This window comes from Sneathiella sp. (assembly GCF_002694385.1).
Classification (GTDB): Bacteria; Pseudomonadota; Alphaproteobacteria; order Sneathiellales; family Sneathiellaceae; genus Sneathiella.
Window position 1 is genome coordinate 1 of the sequence record NZ_NZMB01000025.1, and the last position, 16,313, is coordinate 16,313.

The window sequence follows — 16,313 nt, forward strand, 5'->3', positions numbered from 1 at the left end:
CAATTGCTGCGAAAACACCCACCTCGCGTTCCGACGACGAGAGCAGGCAGTGCTAAAATTCAGGCAACTGCGAAGTTTGCAGAAATTTGTCTCAATCCACTCATCACTCCATAATTACTTCAACCATGACTGCCACTTAAACAACAGAGAAACATTCAAGCTTCAAAGAACCTCAGCCCTGGCCGAGTGGCAGCAACTTAGCGCGACATAATAGTGGCGCCATATCGCCATTCCACGCCATACAGAGACGAGGGCGCATTCGTCTGACACCTCCGATGGGGGTAATCAGGGCTGCAAGTTACCAGTTGAATGTGCATCCGCTGGTGATGCCATCGAAGATGCAGAGGTTTTGTCCTTGCGGAATATTTTCACGAGATGATACAGCGCGGCGACTGTCATCAGGGAAAACCCGGCCAATATGGCAAGATGCGGAATATACATGGGCACATCCAGAATAATGGACTTCTGCCCCATTGTATAAACACGGGTGACGAAATTATAAGAAATCCAAACGACAAATCCGCACACAAATGCTGTCATAGTAATGATGATGAAATCTATTGGTCGATCTAATATTTTTGGAAATAAGCTGCGAAGAATATCCATCTTTAAGTGTTGATCGCGAAGCGCAATAATGCCAGCGCCAAGAAAAACCATCCAGATATTGATATATACCAATAACTCTTCAACCCATCCGAATGGATTTAGAAAGACATAGCGTGCTACAACGTTCGTAAAATTGACGCCTACAGCGACGAACATTAATAGTGCGCAGAAAAATCCCACAAAAATTTCAAGATACTTCATCGTCTGACTTGGCCCTTAATTCTCGATGACAAGGGGGTGGCATATATAATACTGCCCCTTGAACATTTGTGTACTTATTATTTGTACTAATCGTATTCTAACGCATTTCGTTTGATTTACCCCAAAAGAAATATCTTGGGGGCGCGCACCAAAATATTTCAGTACGAGTTTCCGGGTCTTCGAGTTATGCAATAGCGTCATGAATGCATTGCGCATTAATCATACGATTGCCGGGATCTAAATCACCGGCAAAACGCAAAAGATCGAAACACAAATGATCGATCGGATCGCGACGTACTGAATTCATGACGTCGCTTTTTAATGCGGGCTCGCCTAATGAAGCCGCAGCAATGATGAAATAGGGGGTAAGTCCTTAATGTGGGTTGTGACTATCAGTTCCTTTGCCTTTTTGTTTGCGGGCGGAACGATTTTCGTGTTCCTGCTTGGACTCTCCATGTGGATTCTCTCCGGGAACAACATCCCGCTGGCAGTCGTGCAGCAGGTTATTTTCGGTAGCATCGATAAATTCTCCCTGCTGGCCATTCCCTATTTCATCTTTGCGGGGGAACTTATGGCGCGCGGGTCCATGTCCAAGCGCCTTATAGACTGGGTTCTTGCAATTTTTGGCAAGCATCACGGATCTGTGCCGATGGCGACAGTTGGTGCTAGCACCATCTTTGGCGCCGTGAGCGGATCATCGCCCGCGACTGTGGCGGCCGTCGGCAGAATGATGTACCCGATCCTGAAAGAGAGTGGGTATAACACCCGCTTTTCAAGTGGACTGGTTACCGCAGCGGGCGGCATTGCCATTGTCATTCCGCCCTCAATTGCCATGATCCTGTATGCTGCATCCGCAGAACAGTCGATAGCCGATCTGTTTCTGGCGGGCGTAATTCCGGGGATATTTCTGGCAATCCTGCTGGGTGGATATTCCTATCTGTATGCATCTCGGCAGGGTATTCGGGAAGGACAATCCTTCAATTTCTCCCGCGTGCTTACGACAACGCGCCGCGGTTTTTGGGCGCTGTTGATGCCGGCCATTGTTCTTGGCGGCATATATGCAGGGGTTTTTTCTCCAACAGAGGCCGCCGGCATTGCATGCGTATATGCATTGGTTGTCTCGCTGTTTATCTACCGCGATTTGTCCTTTGCGGAAGTCTGGCGTATTTCTATCGGATCGGCGGCGCTGACCGGTCAGATATTGCTACTTGTCTGTGCGGCAGGCGTCATCTCGTGGTTGGTAACGACCCAGGGAATCCCGGGCCAGATAGCCGCAACAATTCAAGATCTCGGTTTATCCAAATGGTCTTATTTGCTCATCGTGAACGTTCTGCTGCTGATTGTCGGCTGCGTCCTTGATCCGGTTTCGGCCATTCTGGTCCTGACGCCGCTCTTGGCCCCGATTGCCCAGAGCCTGGGCATTGACCTGGTTCATTTCGGATTGATCATGACGGTTAATCTAAGCATCGGTATGTTCTCGCCGCCATTCGGCCTGAATATCTTTGTGGCACAGGCATCACTTAAAGTGCCCACACATGAAATCTACAAAGGCGTGCTGCCACTGCTTGTTGTGTATGGCTTTGGCCTGGCCATTATCACCATATTCCCATCTATATCATTATTTTTGTTGGACATTTTATAAAACAAAGAGGAGGTACAGAATGTTGCAATCAATTGTTTCACGAGCCATGAAGAAGGGACTAACCGCCTTCACGCTCTCTACGCTGGTATTGGCCGGTGCCGGAAACCTGGCACTTGCGGATACATACAAGATGAAGGTCGGCTTCCTGACGATCAACGACCCGATCCATGCTGTTGGCAAGCGGTTTGCCGAAGAAGTGAGCAAGCGGAGTGAAGGCCGCATTGCGACTGAAGTCTATCCGGCGGGTCAGCTTGGTTCCGCTGGTCGCCAGATCGAGGGGATGCAGTTTGGCACGCAGGAAGCCTTCGTCACTCCCCCGAATTATCTGGCAGGTCTGAATCCTGGCTTCCAGGTGCTGGATGCACCAGGTATTTTCGAGAGTGTCGAGCAGGCGCATGCGGCTGTTACCACACCCGAATTTCAGGAAATTTATCTCAATCTGGCAAAATCAGCCGGTGTCGAGGTCGGTAATCTCTGGGTCTACGGCCCGACAGCCATTGCATCGGTCAAGCCTCTCAAGACCCTGGATGACCTCAAAGGACTGAAAGTTCGCGTCCTGGCGACCAAGCTGGAACAGGAACTGGCCGCCAAGCTCGGCATGGTCGGGGTTTCCGTTGACTTTACACAGGCTTTGTCTGCAATCCAGACTGGTACGGTGGATGCCGCGCGGACCAGCATGGTGGTAATGGGCGGCATGAAGTTCTACGATACCACAAAGCATGTGTTTAAAGACCAGACCGGTATGGTGTTTGGCGTTGTAACCGTAAGCTCCACATGGCTTCAGACCCTGCCGGAAGACCTCCGGACGATTGTTATGGAAGCTGCCCGGGACATCCAGGATGAAGCCACAGATATCGGCATTGAATATGCCAAGAAGGCCGATAAGGAATGGGCCGATGCTGGTGTGACAATTGTTGAGCTGGAACCGGAAGCCCGTAAGGAGCTGTTTGCGACAGTTTCTCCGATCGGCGAGCAGTACCTTGCTGAAAACGACAAGACCGAACCAGTATGGCGGGCCCTGCAGAACGCTCTGAAACAGGTTCATACCAACTAAGGGTTTCTGTTGGAATGCAGTAAGGCGACAGTTCTGCATATGCATGACGTTAGCTGAGTTGCCGACATGTGCTAGATCCCGTCCCGATGTTGAAAATGCCGCCTCCATTGGAGATGGACATCAGCAGGGCGGGGTTTAGCCGTTTTACTGTAGATGAATTTCTTTGAAGTCTCTCATTATGATTTTTCAATGGTGAAAGCAGGAGCTTCAAATAGAATATCGTCAAAATTCAAGCATTTATTAAATTAGAAAATGGGAGATAGAGCATAATGAGCTCCGATCAATCAGCCACAAAATCCTTCGCAGCCGTCGAAAAGGTTGAGTTCCCCCGGACAAATGTAGGAAAGGGGCCGGTGAAGGAGGCAAAATTCCTGCGCAATACCTGGTATGTCGCGATGTTCTCAAGTGATCTGGACGAAGGTCAATTGATGCACCGGACAATCCTGAATGAACCTATCCTGTTTTTCCGCAAGGAAGATGGCAGCGTTGCGGCAATCATTGACCGGTGTTCTCACAGATTTGCACCGCTTTCCATGGGGAAACTGCTGCCGGGTGATCGGGTGCAATGTATTTACCACGGTCTTGAATTTGGCGCGGATGGTCATTGTGTCAAGAACCCGCATGGCAATTGCAGCATTCCAAATGCGGCGCATCTTAAAAGCTTCCCGGTTGTTGAGCGTCACACTCTGGTCTGGATCTGGATGGGGGACAAGCCTGCTGACCCGGACAAAATCCCGGACTACAGCTGCCTTGATGACCGGCCGGAATTGCATGTGACCCGTCCGGGTTACCTCAATGTAGCGGCTAACTACGAGCTGGTTGTCGACAACCTGCTGGATCTTAGCCACATCAACTATGTACATGCCGGTATCCTTGGGAATGCGGATACGGTTGCCGCAGATGTTGTCGTTGAGCAGGACGGGGATACCGTTACCGTAAGCCGTAATTGTCAGAATGCGGAATCACCCGGAATTCTGCAGATGATGAGCCCTGAAGGCTTCGAGCGTGGCGATCAATGGAACTCGATTTCATGGTATGCGCCCAGCAATCTCATTCTGGAGTTTGGCGTCAGCAAGGTCGGTGAACCGAAAGAGAAAGGAACGGGCTACTATGCCATTCATCTTCTCACGCCGGAGACTGACAGGACAACGCACTATAACTACACGGCGGCGCGCTGGAATGTTCTGACGGGTGATGAGCAAAACAGAAGAATTCGCAATAACATTTATGAAATGCGGACCTTCGCCTTTGCCGATCAGGATGTCCCTGTCATCGAGGCCCAGCAGATTGTCATGGATCAGGCCGGGGATTCTGTAAAACCCGTACTGCTGAGCGTGGATGTCGGTCCGGCGCGCTATCAGAGGGTTCTTGATCGTCTGATGAAAGACGAAGGACAGTAATCCTGACAGGCCATAGTCAAAAATGGCGGTCATAAAACAAGAGGGGGTGCAGTATTTGCGACCCCCTCTTTTTTATGGTGATAACCAGTTTTGCGCTGTTGAAAACGGGAATGCTGATGCGTATCCAGGCAGGTTATAAATCAAGCACGAGAAGAGGACCGATAGATCGTGAAACGCAGATTGTCATCTGATCATTTGCGGCATGTTCTTCATCGGTCATGAGCATGTCCCGGTGATCCGGCGTCCCTTCCAGCACCTTTGTCATGCAGATGCCGCAGATACCCTGTTCACAGGACGTTTCGATAACAAGATCATTCTCCGCCAGCACTTCGATAATCGTGCGCCCTTCGGGAATAGTGATGGTCCGGCCGGTTCTGGCCAGCTTTACCTGGAATGTACCTTTTGGAAGCTGGTCGAGTGCCGGATCGGCTGAGAAATACTCAAGGTGAAGATTGATTGCCGGATATTTGGCGGCAATTTTCCGGCCCAGGTCCATGAGTGGTGTGGGGCCGCAAATATATAGATGCGTGCCCGCAGGTTCTGAGCTAAGCAACCTTTCAAGATGCGATGTCACAGCCTCTACATCAAGGCCAAGAGCAGAAACAAGCCGGTCGTCAAATTCTTCCCTGAGCTCATTCAGAAAAGCCGCGTCCTGAGCGCTGCGGACCAGATAATGCAGCTTGAAAGGCGCGCGCAGGGCCGCCAGATGTTTTGCCATCCCGTAGATCGGTGTGATACCGATGCCACCGGCCAGCAGGATGCTCTGTCCCGGGGGATCGGCAAGCGGGAAGTTATTGCGCGGTTCGCTTACTTCCAGTTCCTGACCAATTTCAAGCTGATGCATTTTCCTGGAACCGCCACGCCCTTCCGTCTCCTGTTTTACGGCAATGTGATAGCGTCTGCTTTCATCCGTTGTATTGATCAGCGAATAGGAGCGAATAAGACCTTCATCAAGGAAGACATCAATATGCGCGCCGGGTGTAAAGGGAACGAGCTGTGAACCATCAACCGGTTCAAGATAGAATGAATGAATTCCCGGAACTTCCTGAACGATGTTTTGTATGCGGGTTTTTTGTCTCACGCCGAAATACTTTCCATACTGTTCATATCTTCAAGAATCATGTCCGAGGCTTTTTCGGCGATCATGATTGTTGTGGCATTTGTATTGCCATTGATAATTGTCGGCATGATCGATGCGTCTACAACGCGCAGCCCCTGAAGGCCGTGCACGCGCAGCCGGTCATCGACCACCGCATTGGGATCATGTCCCATTTTGCAGGTGCCAACGGGGTGAAAAATCGTTGCGGCAAAATTGCCGATACTGGCTGCTATATCGTCTCTGCTCTCGAAGCGGGCGCCAGGAATGGTTTCTTCAAGCTTGAAACGGTCCATGCTGGGGGCGCTGCATATCTTCCGGATCAATTCAACGCCGGCGACACCGGCCTCAAGATCATCCGGATCGGAAAAGAAGTTGAGCCGGATTGCTGGAGCATCCGCCGGGTTTGATGTTCTCGCCATGACTTCCCCGCGGCTTTTGGGTTTTACCATGCAGACGCCAGCGGTAAAACCGGGATAGGGATGGGGCGGATCGCCGGTTGCATCAAAGCTGAGCGGATAACAGACGATCTGCAGATCCGGAATCTCGAGATTTGGTTTGGAGCGGGCAAACCCGCAGACAAGCGCAGGAGGAATGGTGAGTGGGCCACGGCGCAGTGCCAGCCATTCCAGCCCCATCATCGCCTTGCCGAACAGACTACGGGATTGTTCATTCAATGTGCGTGTATTGCTGACGCGATAGACGGTGCGCAAAGCGGGATGATCCTGCAGATTACGGCCCACACCAGTGAGATCAGCGACAACTGGAACGCCGATGTCTGAGAGAACAGTCTTATCGCCAACACCGGAAATCTGAAGGATATGCGGCGAGCCGACGGCGCCTGCAGAGAGGATCACCTCACGGTGTGCTGTGGCACTTCCGGTGCCTTTATGGCCGGTCAACTCCACACCAACGGCACGATTATTCCTGAAAATCAGCTTATCGGCGCGCATTTTTGTTAGCACTGTCAGGTTCGGCCGATTTTTGGCAGGGCGCAGAAAGGCCCGCGCGGTGCTCATGCGGCGGCCGCCCTTTTGCGTCACCTGAAAATAGCCTATACCCTCGTTGTTGCCTTCGTTGAAGTCTGCGCGCGGTTGCATCCCTCGCTCAATTGCCGCATCATGGAAGGCATCAAGAATTTCCCAATTGGCCCGCAAACCTTCCACGCGCAATTCACCGCCCGCGCCATGATTTTCGTTTTCGCCCTTCTCATGATCTTCCGAACGGCGGAAGTAGGGCAGGACATCATCCCAGCTCCAACCCCGGTTCCCCATCTGTGCCCAGGTGTCATAATCACGCGCATGACCGCGGATATACACCATGCCGTTAATGGAGGATGAACCGCCGAGAACTTTCCCCCGGGGGTACTTCAACACCCGTCCATTAAGGCCCGGATCCGGCTCTGTCCTAAATCGCCAGTCAGTTGAGGGATTGTCAAACGTATAGAAATATCCGATGGGCAGATGAATCCAAGGATTCCGATCCTTGCCGCCTGCTTCGATCAGGCAAACCTTGTTTTTCGGATCTGCGGAAAGGCGGTTGGCCAGAACGCAACCTGCAGAGCCTGCACCTATGATGATATAATCGTAACTACCAAAATCGAGATTACCGGCCACGCTTCCCTCCGTCTTTCTTCTTATGTTTTCGTCTACGGGAATGAACAATAAATCATTGAAATCAAATACTTCCTTGAAAATATTTTTGGAGGAAGATGAACAGTTTTCGGTGGTTGCCTGTTTGTCTTGACAGGGCGGATGCCGACCGCAGTAGACTGCCCTGAAAAGGGAGAGGCAGTCCGTGGATCCTGCGGATCGATAAATTGACAATTAATGCCTAAGTATCTAAAATTAAACAATTATAAGGTAAAATGAGATATGCGCACCAGGTTACCTTCATTGATGAGCTTACGTGCCTTTGAGGCATCTGCTCGCCATCTGAGTTTTACTCAGGCGGCAGTTGAGTTGAATCTTACGCCAACGGCGATAAGTCATCAGATCAAAAACCTTGAACAGATTATCGGGACCCGCCTGTTCATTCGCAGCAATAATAACCTGACTCTGACCAAAACAGCGGAGGCGTATCAGGAGTCTGTCCGCGCGGCGATATTTGCACTGTCGAATGCGACAGACCGTGCGGCTGAAAGCTCGGACGAGCGGACTCTGACTGTGCAGTGCCTTGGTACATTCGCGGTGAAGCGGTTGCTGCCGATCCTGCCGGAATTCCAAAGAGAACATCCTGATATTGATCTGAATCTGAAAACAATACAGTCATTTGAAGCACAGTTTCATAATGACTTTGATGTCGCTATCTGGCATGGCACTGGCGGTTGGGAAGGGGTAACCTCCATGGCCATGGATGAAGAAGAAGTCTTTCCCGTAATCAGCCCCGACCTTCTCAAAAACAATCCGACCTTAAGACGGCCGGAGGATCTGATCCATTATCCTGTGATCCGCACGTCTTCCCTGATTTTGCAGGATGAATGGCCATTCTGGCTTGCGAAAGTGGGAGTTCGCGGGTTGAAGTTTGCCAATGAAATCAATAGCGATTATCTGATTACCTCGCTGCATGCAACGATTGATGGTCTCGGTATCATGATGGGCCGTTCCTCGGTCGTCGGACCGGACATGGCGGCCGGCCGACTGGTGGAACCCTTTACTATCCGTCACCGGTCATATTTCAGGTACCACCTTGTTATTCCGGCCCGCAGCGAAGGATTGAAGAGAGTGGAAATCTTCCGCGACTGGTTCATTAAAAGCTTTGATATAAAGGTTTAGGCGGGCTCTTTCTGCAGACTTTTCCGTTTGTCCGCCGCCAATTGAACGGCATCGAGAATTTCCGGATATGCTGCACACCGGCAGAGATTGCCACTGAGATAGTCGCGCGCCTCATCCGGCGTCGGGCTGTCGTTTTCATCAAGAAGCTGTTCCACCATCAGAATGAAGCCTGATGTACAGAAGCCGCATTGGAATGCCCCGGCATCAATGAAGGCCTGTTGCACAACGGACAGTTCACCTCCGGCATCCAGCCCTTCAATCGTATCGAGATTTTTTCCTTCGATGAGCTCCGCAAGTTCCAGACAGCCGGAAACGGATGTCCCGTTTACCAAAACCGTACAGCATCCACAGAGGCCCTGCCCGCAGCTTTCGCGGGCGCCGAAATGATCCAGATTTCTGAGCAAGTCGACAAGCGTGTCTTTTGGTGAAACATAGGCCTCAACCGGCCGGCCGTTTAAATAAAAGGTTATGGAACGCTTTGTCATTCCTGCTCTCCGTGTAAGGCTTTGTAGAGGACTTCTGCCGTCATCGGCAATTTGGTCAATCGGACGCCACAGGCGTCATGGATGGCTTCCGCAACGGCAGGTGACACCCCGAATGTGGCGCTTTCGCCAACCCCTTTGGCACCGAAGGGGCCATCATGGGTGTAGGCTTCGACAATATGGTTTTCAATATGCGGGGGGATATCCCGGATGCCCGGAATCTTGTAATCCGCGAGGGACGCATTTGTAACCTGCCCGCCATCGAGGATCATTTCCTCTGATACCGTAAAGCCGAGTTGCATGATCGCCGCGCCGGATAGCTGAGTTTCAACGATACGCGGATTGAGTGGATTTCCCATATCTGCGGCATTAACCATTTTCAGCAATTTGATCTGGCCAGTTTCGGTATCCACCTCAACCTCGACACCGGTTCCGCCGATCATCCAGAAAGGGGTCACATTATCGGACAAACCGTCCTTATCCGGAGAGGCATAGGTTGGAATATACGTGCCGACACCAATGACAGTTCCTGCCTGCATTCCATAGGCATGACGGAAGATTTCCGGCACATTGAGAGTGTTCTTTTTGGGAAGACCGACTTTTTCTGCCATTTCCAAGAGCTGTTCACGGGCATGCTCGGCCGCTTTTCGAACTGCGTTGCCCATATGGAAGGTCGAGCGTGAACCGAGCGTGGCCATGTCATAGGGGGTGATATCCGTATCCGGATTTATGACGCGAACATCTTCCGTCCGGATAGCGAGAACTTCGGCAACAATCTGGGACATGGCGGTATCAGAGCCTTGGCCCATATCAACCGTCGACAGATAAAGTGTGGCACTGCCATCTGCCGAGACTGAAACAGAGGCCACTGATGTTGTGGGGGATACGCAGGCCTTGAAACCGATTGCGATACCCCGGCCACGTTTGAGGGTGCCGGAACCATGATCGAAGGGGGCGTCCCAATCCATCCGCTTGGCCAGTGTTTCAAGAACTGCGTCAATTGCGGCATCCTTCATGATGGTCCCGGTTACATGCGGGCGGCCATCGCGAAGTATATTACGGCGCCTGAACTCCACCGGATCAATTCCGAGATCGCGGGCTATCAGGTCCGTATGGCTTTCATAAGCCCAAACGAGCTGGGGGATGCCAAATCCCCGCAATGCCCCGGCAGGCGGCCGGTTGGTATAGAGCGCATAGCTGTCGATGTCCGCAGACTCAATGTCATATGGGCCTGTTGCCGTAAACCCTGATTTCTGTGTCACGCGCGGACCGATGTCGGCATATGCACCACCGTTCCAGATCACTTCGCATTTGCGGGCGGTGATGCGTCCATCCTTGTCAACGGCACTTTTTATATGGAATGTGCTGGCATGTTTTGTAATGGTATAGAACTGCTCTTCCATTGACAGAGAAAGCCGGACGGGACGGCGGACCAGTAGGGCCAGTGCTGCCACCAGGGCTTCGAGTTTGATATAGAGTTTCGCGCCAAACCCGCCACCAAGATGCCCCACCTTGACTTGTACGCGATTTTCGGGCCAGCCCAACAGCCGGGCCACTTCGGACCTTGCAAAGGACGGGCTCTGCGATGCCGAATAAATGGTAACCCGTCCGTCTCCGGGTTCCGCGAGGGATATGAGCGGCTCGAACGGGGTGTGCATTGTCTGTTGCGTCTGGAAACTGTGTTCATACACATGTTCGGCAGATGCAAAGGCGGCGTCTGCATCCCCGCGCTTCAAGTGGAAATCAAGGGCGATATTTGTATCTTTCCGCCCGATAAGATGTTTCAAGTCCGGGAATGTACCTGCGGGCTTGAGTTCATCATGCACTATGGCCTTTGATGTCATGGCCTCTGTCTCGTCATAGACAGCGGGCAGTTCCTCATAGTCCGCGAAAATAAGCTCGGCGGCTTCCGCGGCCACACGCGGGTCTTCTGCAAGGACAACAGCCACAGGCTCGCCGACATACCGAACCTTGTCGAGCGCAAGGATGGGTTGATCATGAAAGGCCGGGCCATAATAGGGCTCAGGAATAATTTTGAGGATATCCTGCCCCGTGATGACGGCTGTTACACCCGGGAGCGCTATTGCATCAGATGTGTCTATTGACAGGATGCGCCCATGGGGGACGGTGCTGCGGAATACTTTGGCATGCACCATCCCTGGCAATTTGATGTTGTGGGTATAGTTGCCATGGCCGGTTACTTTCTGGCGCGCTTCCAGACGCGGAAGGGAACGGCCAACTTCAGTCGTAGTCATATTCTTCTCGCCCTTTATGTATTTCTGTCCAGAATTTCCTGCACGGCGCGTCGCAGTTCTACCCGCAGCAAGGCTTTCTTCCATTGGCTGGAGCCATGCGCATCATCCATGAACTCGACCGAAGCCATGGCGGCTTCAGTCGCCCGCTCAAGGCCGGAGCGGCCTTCCTGACGCAAAATGCCTTCCGACTGTTCCAGCCGTGTCGGACGTTCTGTCGCCGCGCCGACAACCAACCGCAGGTCCTGAATTTCATTCCGAGATGCGTTTAGGGAAACAGCAACGCCAAGGGCGGGCCAGTCATCCGCCGAACGGGCAGTGAACTTGCGATAGGCACTCTGCCAGCTTTGCTGGGATGGAATGCGGACCGCAACGATCAACTCATTTGATTCAAGGGAAGTTTCATAATACCCCGTGACCAGATCCTGAACGGAAATTCTCCGTCCCTGGTTGCTTCCTTCAACGATGACCTCGGCATTCAGGGCAGAGAGAAGCGGTGGCAAATCCATATGCGGATCACCATGCGCCAGGGCGCCGCCGATGCGGGCAACATTGCGGACCCGGCGGTTGGAAAGATGCCTTAGCGCATGGGTGACAACTGGTGCGTGCTGTGCAACGAGATCGGACTTTTCCAACTCTGCCAATGTTGTCAGGGCGCCAATCCAGAGGCTGCCGTCTTCTTCCAGTCTAATGCCGTTCAATCCGGGGATGTCCCGCAGAACAACCAGTCGCGATGGGCTGAAAATACCGGATTTCATCATCAGCATAAGCGCGGTGCCGCCGGAAAAAGGACGGACCATCGGATCGTCCGTATCCAGCAGGCCGAACGCATCCTGAAGGGTTTCCGGTTTGAGAATTTCGTATGTCATGTCGTGGCTTCCTCATGGGTGAAGGCGGCAATAAGGTTGGCGGCAAATTCCTTTTCCATCTCGCGGGCTTTTGATTTCAGCACCGGCTGGCCGATGGACCCCAGCTTTCCAGCCATGACCATATCGATCTCATAGGCCACCTCAGTCCCATCCGCAGTTTCCGAGAGTGTGACCGAGGATGTCGACGACAACCGGCCCGCACTGCCGATTGGTTTGCCTTCAGATTTGGCAACGACACGTTCCGGCCGGAATTGTTCGACAATTTCGACGGAGATATCGAAACGGAACCGGATAAAGGCGATTTTCGTTGCGAGAACTGCCTTGTAATGCGTGGGGTCAATTTCTTCCAGATCCTCAACCCCCTGGACGCAGGAGGCAAAGAACTGGGGGTCATTCAATTTGTCGAAAACGGCCGCGCGGGGCGCCGGCACGGTGATACTACCTGTGAATTTCATGTCAGGCCTTTCGGGCGAGTGTAAGCAATCTGTCTGCGATTAGAGCCGGGCACTCCAGAGGGGTCAGATGGCGGCCATCTTTAATGACTTCCAGGGTAGAACCGGCAATTCCCTTGTGGAGGACTTCCGCCATTTCCAGTGGGGTGGCATAGTCTTCTTCGCCAACAATTACGGCTGTTGGCATTGCCAGTTCTATCAGGCGGTCCCGGAGGTCGAATCCGCCCAGCATATGGCATGTAGCTGCATAGGCATCGAGGTCATTGGCGATAAAGGTATCAACGCAGAACTGAACGATATCTGGGTTTTCTTTGCGGAACTTGTCAGAAAACCACCTGCTTTGCTGAAATTCCGTCATGCTTTCCAGGCCTTTTGTTCGCGCCGCCTGCGCCCGTTTGGCCCAGTCGTCTGACGCAGTCGGGCCATAGCAGGAGGTGGTGTCAATAAGGCCGAGGGCAGATGTGCGGTCCGGGTAATTCAGGGCATATTGCAAGGCGACAGCGCCACCAAGTGACGCCCCGGCAATGAGCGACTTGTCCCAGTCAAGATGTTCAAGAACATCAGCGACGTCATTCGCAAACAGTTCCAGGTTATATGGTCCCGCCGCCTTATCCGAAGTGCCATGCCCCCGGCAGTCAATAGCAACGACTTCCGCCGTCTTGCCCAGTTCTTTTATGACAGGCAGCCAGAATTTGTGATCCATGGCCAGCGAATGCACCAGCGCGATCCGCGGGGCGCCCGCGTTGGACAGATGAACATATTTGATCGAAATACCATCACGCACCTGATGGCTTCCCGTTGTTAATGTCGCAAGTTCGTTGGATGTGATGCCGGACAGCACATTCGCCTCCACTTTTTTTGTTTGATTTGCAGTGATCCACCGCATCAGCAAAATTTTGGAGCGACGGGCATGTAATGCGCAAACGAAAGGAATTTAATGAGCCCCCAAGGAAATTTCGGCGGGCAAAATATTCTCACCGATTGAGGTGAAACCCTGCATTTCGGGGATATGGGATGGCTGGGCGAGTGTCTTTTACGTATTTTTCCGATACCGCTATGAAAAATCCAGACAGGCATCATGTGCCACTGAATATTCTTGGGGGGGAGGAAAAAATTTCATCATTTGTAGATCCAGGCATCTCCTTTCAAGTTTAGGCATGAAAAAGACATAGCCGGATTTGGTGAGGGTATCAGATAAAGAATAATCTATAGAATACATTTAATTCTTCACTGCTTCCTAGTACTTGCGTGCGGACATAGTGTTTGCAGTACGCCTTGCCGATACAAACTTGCCTTACCCGGCTGTCAAAAACTCAACAATTAAAAAGAGCGCTGGCTTGTTCAAATAAGCGGGTTTGCCGCTGGTAATTACATTTAGGAGGGATTGAATGTCGGATACGGCAATGGCCGCTGAAGGCCTTAAAGAATATGGCATGTATATCAATGGGAAAATGGTGCCCAGCCTGTCCGGCCGGACTATGGAAAGCGATGACCCATTCAAGGGCAGGGCGTGGGCCGTTGTGCCGGATGGCAATACTGCTGATGTTGATGCCGCGGTGGCGGCGGCGCGTGCGGCGTTTGATACGGGGCCATGGGGCAAAATGACGGCTATGGAGCGGGGTCGGTTGTTGCGTAAACTCGGTGATATCATTGCCCGTGATGCCGAAGAAATTGCACAATGCGAATGCCGCGATAATGGCAAGCTGTACCGCGAGATGCTCGGCCAATGGCAATATCTGCCGGAATGGTTCTATTATTTTGCGGGAATGGGTGACAAGCTTCAGGGTAGCACCATTCCTTCGGATCGTCCGAATTTCTTCATTTATACGCGGCATGAGCCGATCGGTGTCATTGGCGCCGTGACGCCCTGGAATTCGCCGGGCTTGCTGCTGATCTTCAAGCTGGCTGCTGGCCTTGCCGCCGGTTGCACCTTCGTCGTGAAACCATCCGAATTTACCTCTGTTTCAACCCTTGAGCTTGCCAAACGTATTGAAGAGGCGGGTTTCCCGGCGGGTGTCTTTAACGTTGTAACCGGCCAGGGCGCGATTGGGGCGCATCTTGTGGAACATCCGGGTATTGATAAGGTGGCCTTCACCGGTGCGACGGAAACAGGCAAGCGGATTGCGGCCGCCGCTGCCAAAAACCTGACGCGCGTATCCCTGGAGCTTGGCGGTAAATCCCCCAATGTCATATTCGATGATGCGGATCTTGAGGTGGCTGTGAACGGGGCCATTGCCGGGATTTTCGGGGCAACCGGCCAGACATGCATGGCCGGTTCAAGGTTACTGGTTCAGAAGAATGTTCATGATCAGGTTGTTGATCTGCTGATCAGAAAAACACGGACGATCAAACTTGGTGATCCGATGGCGGAGGCAACGGAACTGGGGCCGGTTGCAACCGAACCACAGTTTACGAAAGTCATGGAATATATCGATATTGCCAAAGCTGAAGGAGCGACCTGCTCATACGGTGGCCAGAGGGATCCCAAACTTGGCGGAAACTTCGTTCAGCCCACCATCTTCACCGGGGTTCACAACAGTATGCGGATCGCCCAGGAAGAGGTGTTCGGGCCAATACTTGCCGTCATCTCGTTCGAGGATGAAGAGGAAGCAATCTCAATAGCAAATGACACGCGGTTCGGTCTTGCGGCAGCTGTCTGGACACAGAATGTACACCGGGCGCATCGTGTCGCCCACAGGCTGAATGCGGGGACTGTCTGGATCAATGCTTATCGCGTTGTCTCCTATGCGGCCCCCTTTGGCGGGTTTAAGGAAAGCGGTCTGGGTCGTGAGAATGGTGTTGATTCCATCAAGGAATTTACGGAAACGAAGTCGGTATTTGTCGAGCTGTCCGGCGTCGCGCGTGACCCATTCCGGCTGGGATGACCTGAATGGCCCATCCGGTGAAAGCATAAAGCCAACATTTTTGCTGTGAAACAATGCCGGGTTATCATGGTTGCATATAAAGCATTTTAATTCTCCCGTTGGAATGCTTTAAAAAATATCTTCGGCAGATATTTTCCTTGCAACTCTTCTCAGAGAGTAACGTCCGAATTAGGGCGTTATTCTCTGAGCTTTTATGGCCTTCCAGACATTCGAAACATATTCATCAATGTAAACCGGCAAAACCCTTCAGGTGAATGGGGAAGAGACTGCCCACAGGCCAAAGGCGATTAATACAGCCCCGGAAACGCGCGACACCCATATGGCGAATGCCTCGCGTAGGCGATGATGGGCAAGGGAGACACCGCCGTTTAAGAAGATCCACCCCGCCATACATCGCTGATCGTTCGTTCTGATCATGCCTGGCGTCAGCAACGCTAAAGTCAGAAGAAAACTGTGAGATGGCGATTTTTGTCAACTAGCCTCCGCGTATAACGAAAAGAACCCTTCCTGTATTTCAAAACCTCACCTGAGATCATCCGCCTGGCGGGAGAATGTATGTCAGGTTTCAGCTTTCTCTTCGCAATGTCGAAGACCTTCTTC

Annotated in this window: 13 protein-coding genes and 1 pseudogene; 6 read left to right on the plus strand and 8 right to left on the minus strand. The window is 52.2% G+C overall.

Annotated features, from left to right (window positions below):
- Positions 1-211: pseudogene (locus tag CMN55_RS17480) on the plus strand (IS6 family transposase); the annotation flags it as partial.
- 74 nt (positions 212-285) lie between these two features.
- Here CMN55_RS17480 and CMN55_RS16450 read toward each other — a convergent pair.
- The gene (locus CMN55_RS16450; RefSeq protein WP_293951301.1) at positions 286-807 is read right to left on the minus strand and encodes a TRAP transporter small permease; all 522 of its coding nucleotides are present in this window, start codon (positions 805-807) and stop codon (positions 286-288) included.
- 376 nt (positions 808-1,183) lie between these two features.
- On the opposite strand from CMN55_RS16450, the gene CMN55_RS16455 reads away from it, so the two are divergent.
- The 3 genes from CMN55_RS16455 to CMN55_RS16465 all read left to right on the plus strand — a co-directional run bounded on the left by CMN55_RS16455 (position 1,184) and on the right by CMN55_RS16465 (position 4,903).
- Positions 1,184-2,449, plus strand: coding sequence for a TRAP transporter large permease (locus tag CMN55_RS16455; protein ID WP_293951303.1), 1,266 nt, complete (start codon positions 1,184-1,186; stop codon positions 2,447-2,449).
- A 19-nt stretch (positions 2,450-2,468) separates the two neighbouring features.
- Positions 2,469-3,503, plus strand: a complete 1,035-nt coding sequence (locus CMN55_RS16460; RefSeq protein ID WP_293951305.1) for a TRAP transporter substrate-binding protein — start codon at positions 2,469-2,471, stop codon at positions 3,501-3,503.
- 269 nt (positions 3,504-3,772) lie between these two features.
- The gene (locus tag CMN55_RS16465; RefSeq protein ID WP_293951307.1) at positions 3,773-4,903 is read left to right on the plus strand and encodes an aromatic ring-hydroxylating dioxygenase subunit alpha; all 1,131 of its coding nucleotides are present in this window, start codon (positions 3,773-3,775) and stop codon (positions 4,901-4,903) included.
- A gap of 133 nt (positions 4,904-5,036) precedes the next feature.
- Here the strand turns inward: CMN55_RS16465 and CMN55_RS16470 are convergent, their stop codons facing one another.
- Both CMN55_RS16470 and CMN55_RS16475 read right to left on the minus strand, forming a co-directional pair.
- Positions 5,037-5,984, minus strand: a complete 948-nt coding sequence (locus CMN55_RS16470) for a PDR/VanB family oxidoreductase (RefSeq protein ID WP_293951309.1) — start codon at positions 5,982-5,984, stop codon at positions 5,037-5,039.
- Positions 5,981-7,615 carry a GMC family oxidoreductase gene (locus tag CMN55_RS16475; RefSeq protein ID WP_293951311.1) on the minus strand — a complete coding sequence of 545 codons (1,635 nt, stop codon included), beginning with the start codon at positions 7,613-7,615 and terminating at the stop codon, positions 5,981-5,983. The genes CMN55_RS16470 and CMN55_RS16475 overlap by 4 nt, the downstream gene beginning before the upstream one ends.
- A gap of 258 nt (positions 7,616-7,873) precedes the next feature.
- Between CMN55_RS16475 and gcvA the strand changes: the two genes are divergently transcribed.
- Positions 7,874-8,773 carry a transcriptional regulator GcvA gene (gene gcvA / locus CMN55_RS16480; protein ID WP_293951313.1) on the plus strand — a complete coding sequence of 300 codons (900 nt, stop codon included), beginning with the start codon at positions 7,874-7,876 and terminating at the stop codon, positions 8,771-8,773.
- Here gcvA and CMN55_RS16485 read toward each other — a convergent pair.
- The 5 genes from CMN55_RS16485 to CMN55_RS16505 are packed head-to-tail and all read right to left on the minus strand — an operon-like array spanning position 8,770 to position 13,669.
- Positions 8,770-9,258, minus strand: a complete 489-nt coding sequence (locus tag CMN55_RS16485; RefSeq protein ID WP_293951315.1) for a (2Fe-2S)-binding protein — start codon at positions 9,256-9,258, stop codon at positions 8,770-8,772. The genes gcvA and CMN55_RS16485 overlap by 4 nt on opposite strands.
- On the minus strand, positions 9,255-11,510 hold the full coding sequence (locus CMN55_RS16490; protein ID WP_293951317.1) for a xanthine dehydrogenase family protein molybdopterin-binding subunit: 2,256 nt from the start codon (positions 11,508-11,510) through the stop codon (positions 9,255-9,257). The genes CMN55_RS16485 and CMN55_RS16490 overlap by 4 nt, the downstream gene beginning before the upstream one ends.
- A 14-nt stretch (positions 11,511-11,524) precedes the next feature.
- Positions 11,525-12,376, minus strand: a complete 852-nt coding sequence (locus CMN55_RS16495; protein ID WP_293951319.1) for an FAD binding domain-containing protein — start codon at positions 12,374-12,376, stop codon at positions 11,525-11,527.
- Entirely contained in the window at positions 12,373-12,831 is a 459-nt protein-coding gene (locus tag CMN55_RS16500; RefSeq protein ID WP_293951320.1) for a CoxG family protein, read from the minus strand. The genes CMN55_RS16495 and CMN55_RS16500 overlap by 4 nt, the downstream gene beginning before the upstream one ends.
- A 1-nt stretch (position 12,832) precedes the next feature.
- The gene (locus CMN55_RS16505) at positions 12,833-13,669 is read right to left on the minus strand and encodes an alpha/beta fold hydrolase (protein ID WP_293951322.1); all 837 of its coding nucleotides are present in this window, start codon (positions 13,667-13,669) and stop codon (positions 12,833-12,835) included.
- Positions 13,670-14,216: 547 nt separating this feature from the next.
- Between CMN55_RS16505 and CMN55_RS16510 the strand changes: the two genes are divergently transcribed.
- The gene (locus CMN55_RS16510) at positions 14,217-15,713 is read left to right on the plus strand and encodes an aldehyde dehydrogenase (RefSeq protein WP_293951324.1); all 1,497 of its coding nucleotides are present in this window, start codon (positions 14,217-14,219) and stop codon (positions 15,711-15,713) included.
- Positions 15,714-16,313: the final 600 nt, after the last annotated feature.

What these genes read in the sequence shown, in the direction of transcription:
- CMN55_RS16450 (WP_293951301.1), bottom strand. Translation starts at nt 807, where the DNA reads ATGAAGTATCTTGAAATTTTTGTGGGATTTTTCTGCGCACTATTAATG.
- gcvA (WP_293951313.1), top strand. Translation starts at nt 7,874, where the DNA reads ATGCGCACCAGGTTACCTTCATTGATGAGCTTACGTGCCTTTGAGGCA.
- CMN55_RS16455 (WP_293951303.1), top strand. Translation starts at nt 1,184, where the DNA reads ATGTGGGTTGTGACTATCAGTTCCTTTGCCTTTTTGTTTGCGGGCGGA.
- CMN55_RS16485 (WP_293951315.1), bottom strand. Translation starts at nt 9,258, where the DNA reads ATGACAAAGCGTTCCATAACCTTTTATTTAAACGGCCGGCCGGTTGAG.
- CMN55_RS16510 (WP_293951324.1), top strand. Translation starts at nt 14,217, where the DNA reads ATGTCGGATACGGCAATGGCCGCTGAAGGCCTTAAAGAATATGGCATG.
- CMN55_RS16495 (WP_293951319.1), bottom strand. Translation starts at nt 12,376, where the DNA reads ATGACATACGAAATTCTCAAACCGGAAACCCTTCAGGATGCGTTCGGC.
- CMN55_RS16465 (WP_293951307.1), top strand. Translation starts at nt 3,773, where the DNA reads ATGAGCTCCGATCAATCAGCCACAAAATCCTTCGCAGCCGTCGAAAAG.
- CMN55_RS16460 (WP_293951305.1), top strand. Translation starts at nt 2,469, where the DNA reads ATGTTGCAATCAATTGTTTCACGAGCCATGAAGAAGGGACTAACCGCC.
- CMN55_RS16500 (WP_293951320.1), bottom strand. Translation starts at nt 12,831, where the DNA reads ATGAAATTCACAGGTAGTATCACCGTGCCGGCGCCCCGCGCGGCCGTT.
- CMN55_RS16490 (WP_293951317.1), bottom strand. Translation starts at nt 11,510, where the DNA reads ATGACTACGACTGAAGTTGGCCGTTCCCTTCCGCGTCTGGAAGCGCGC.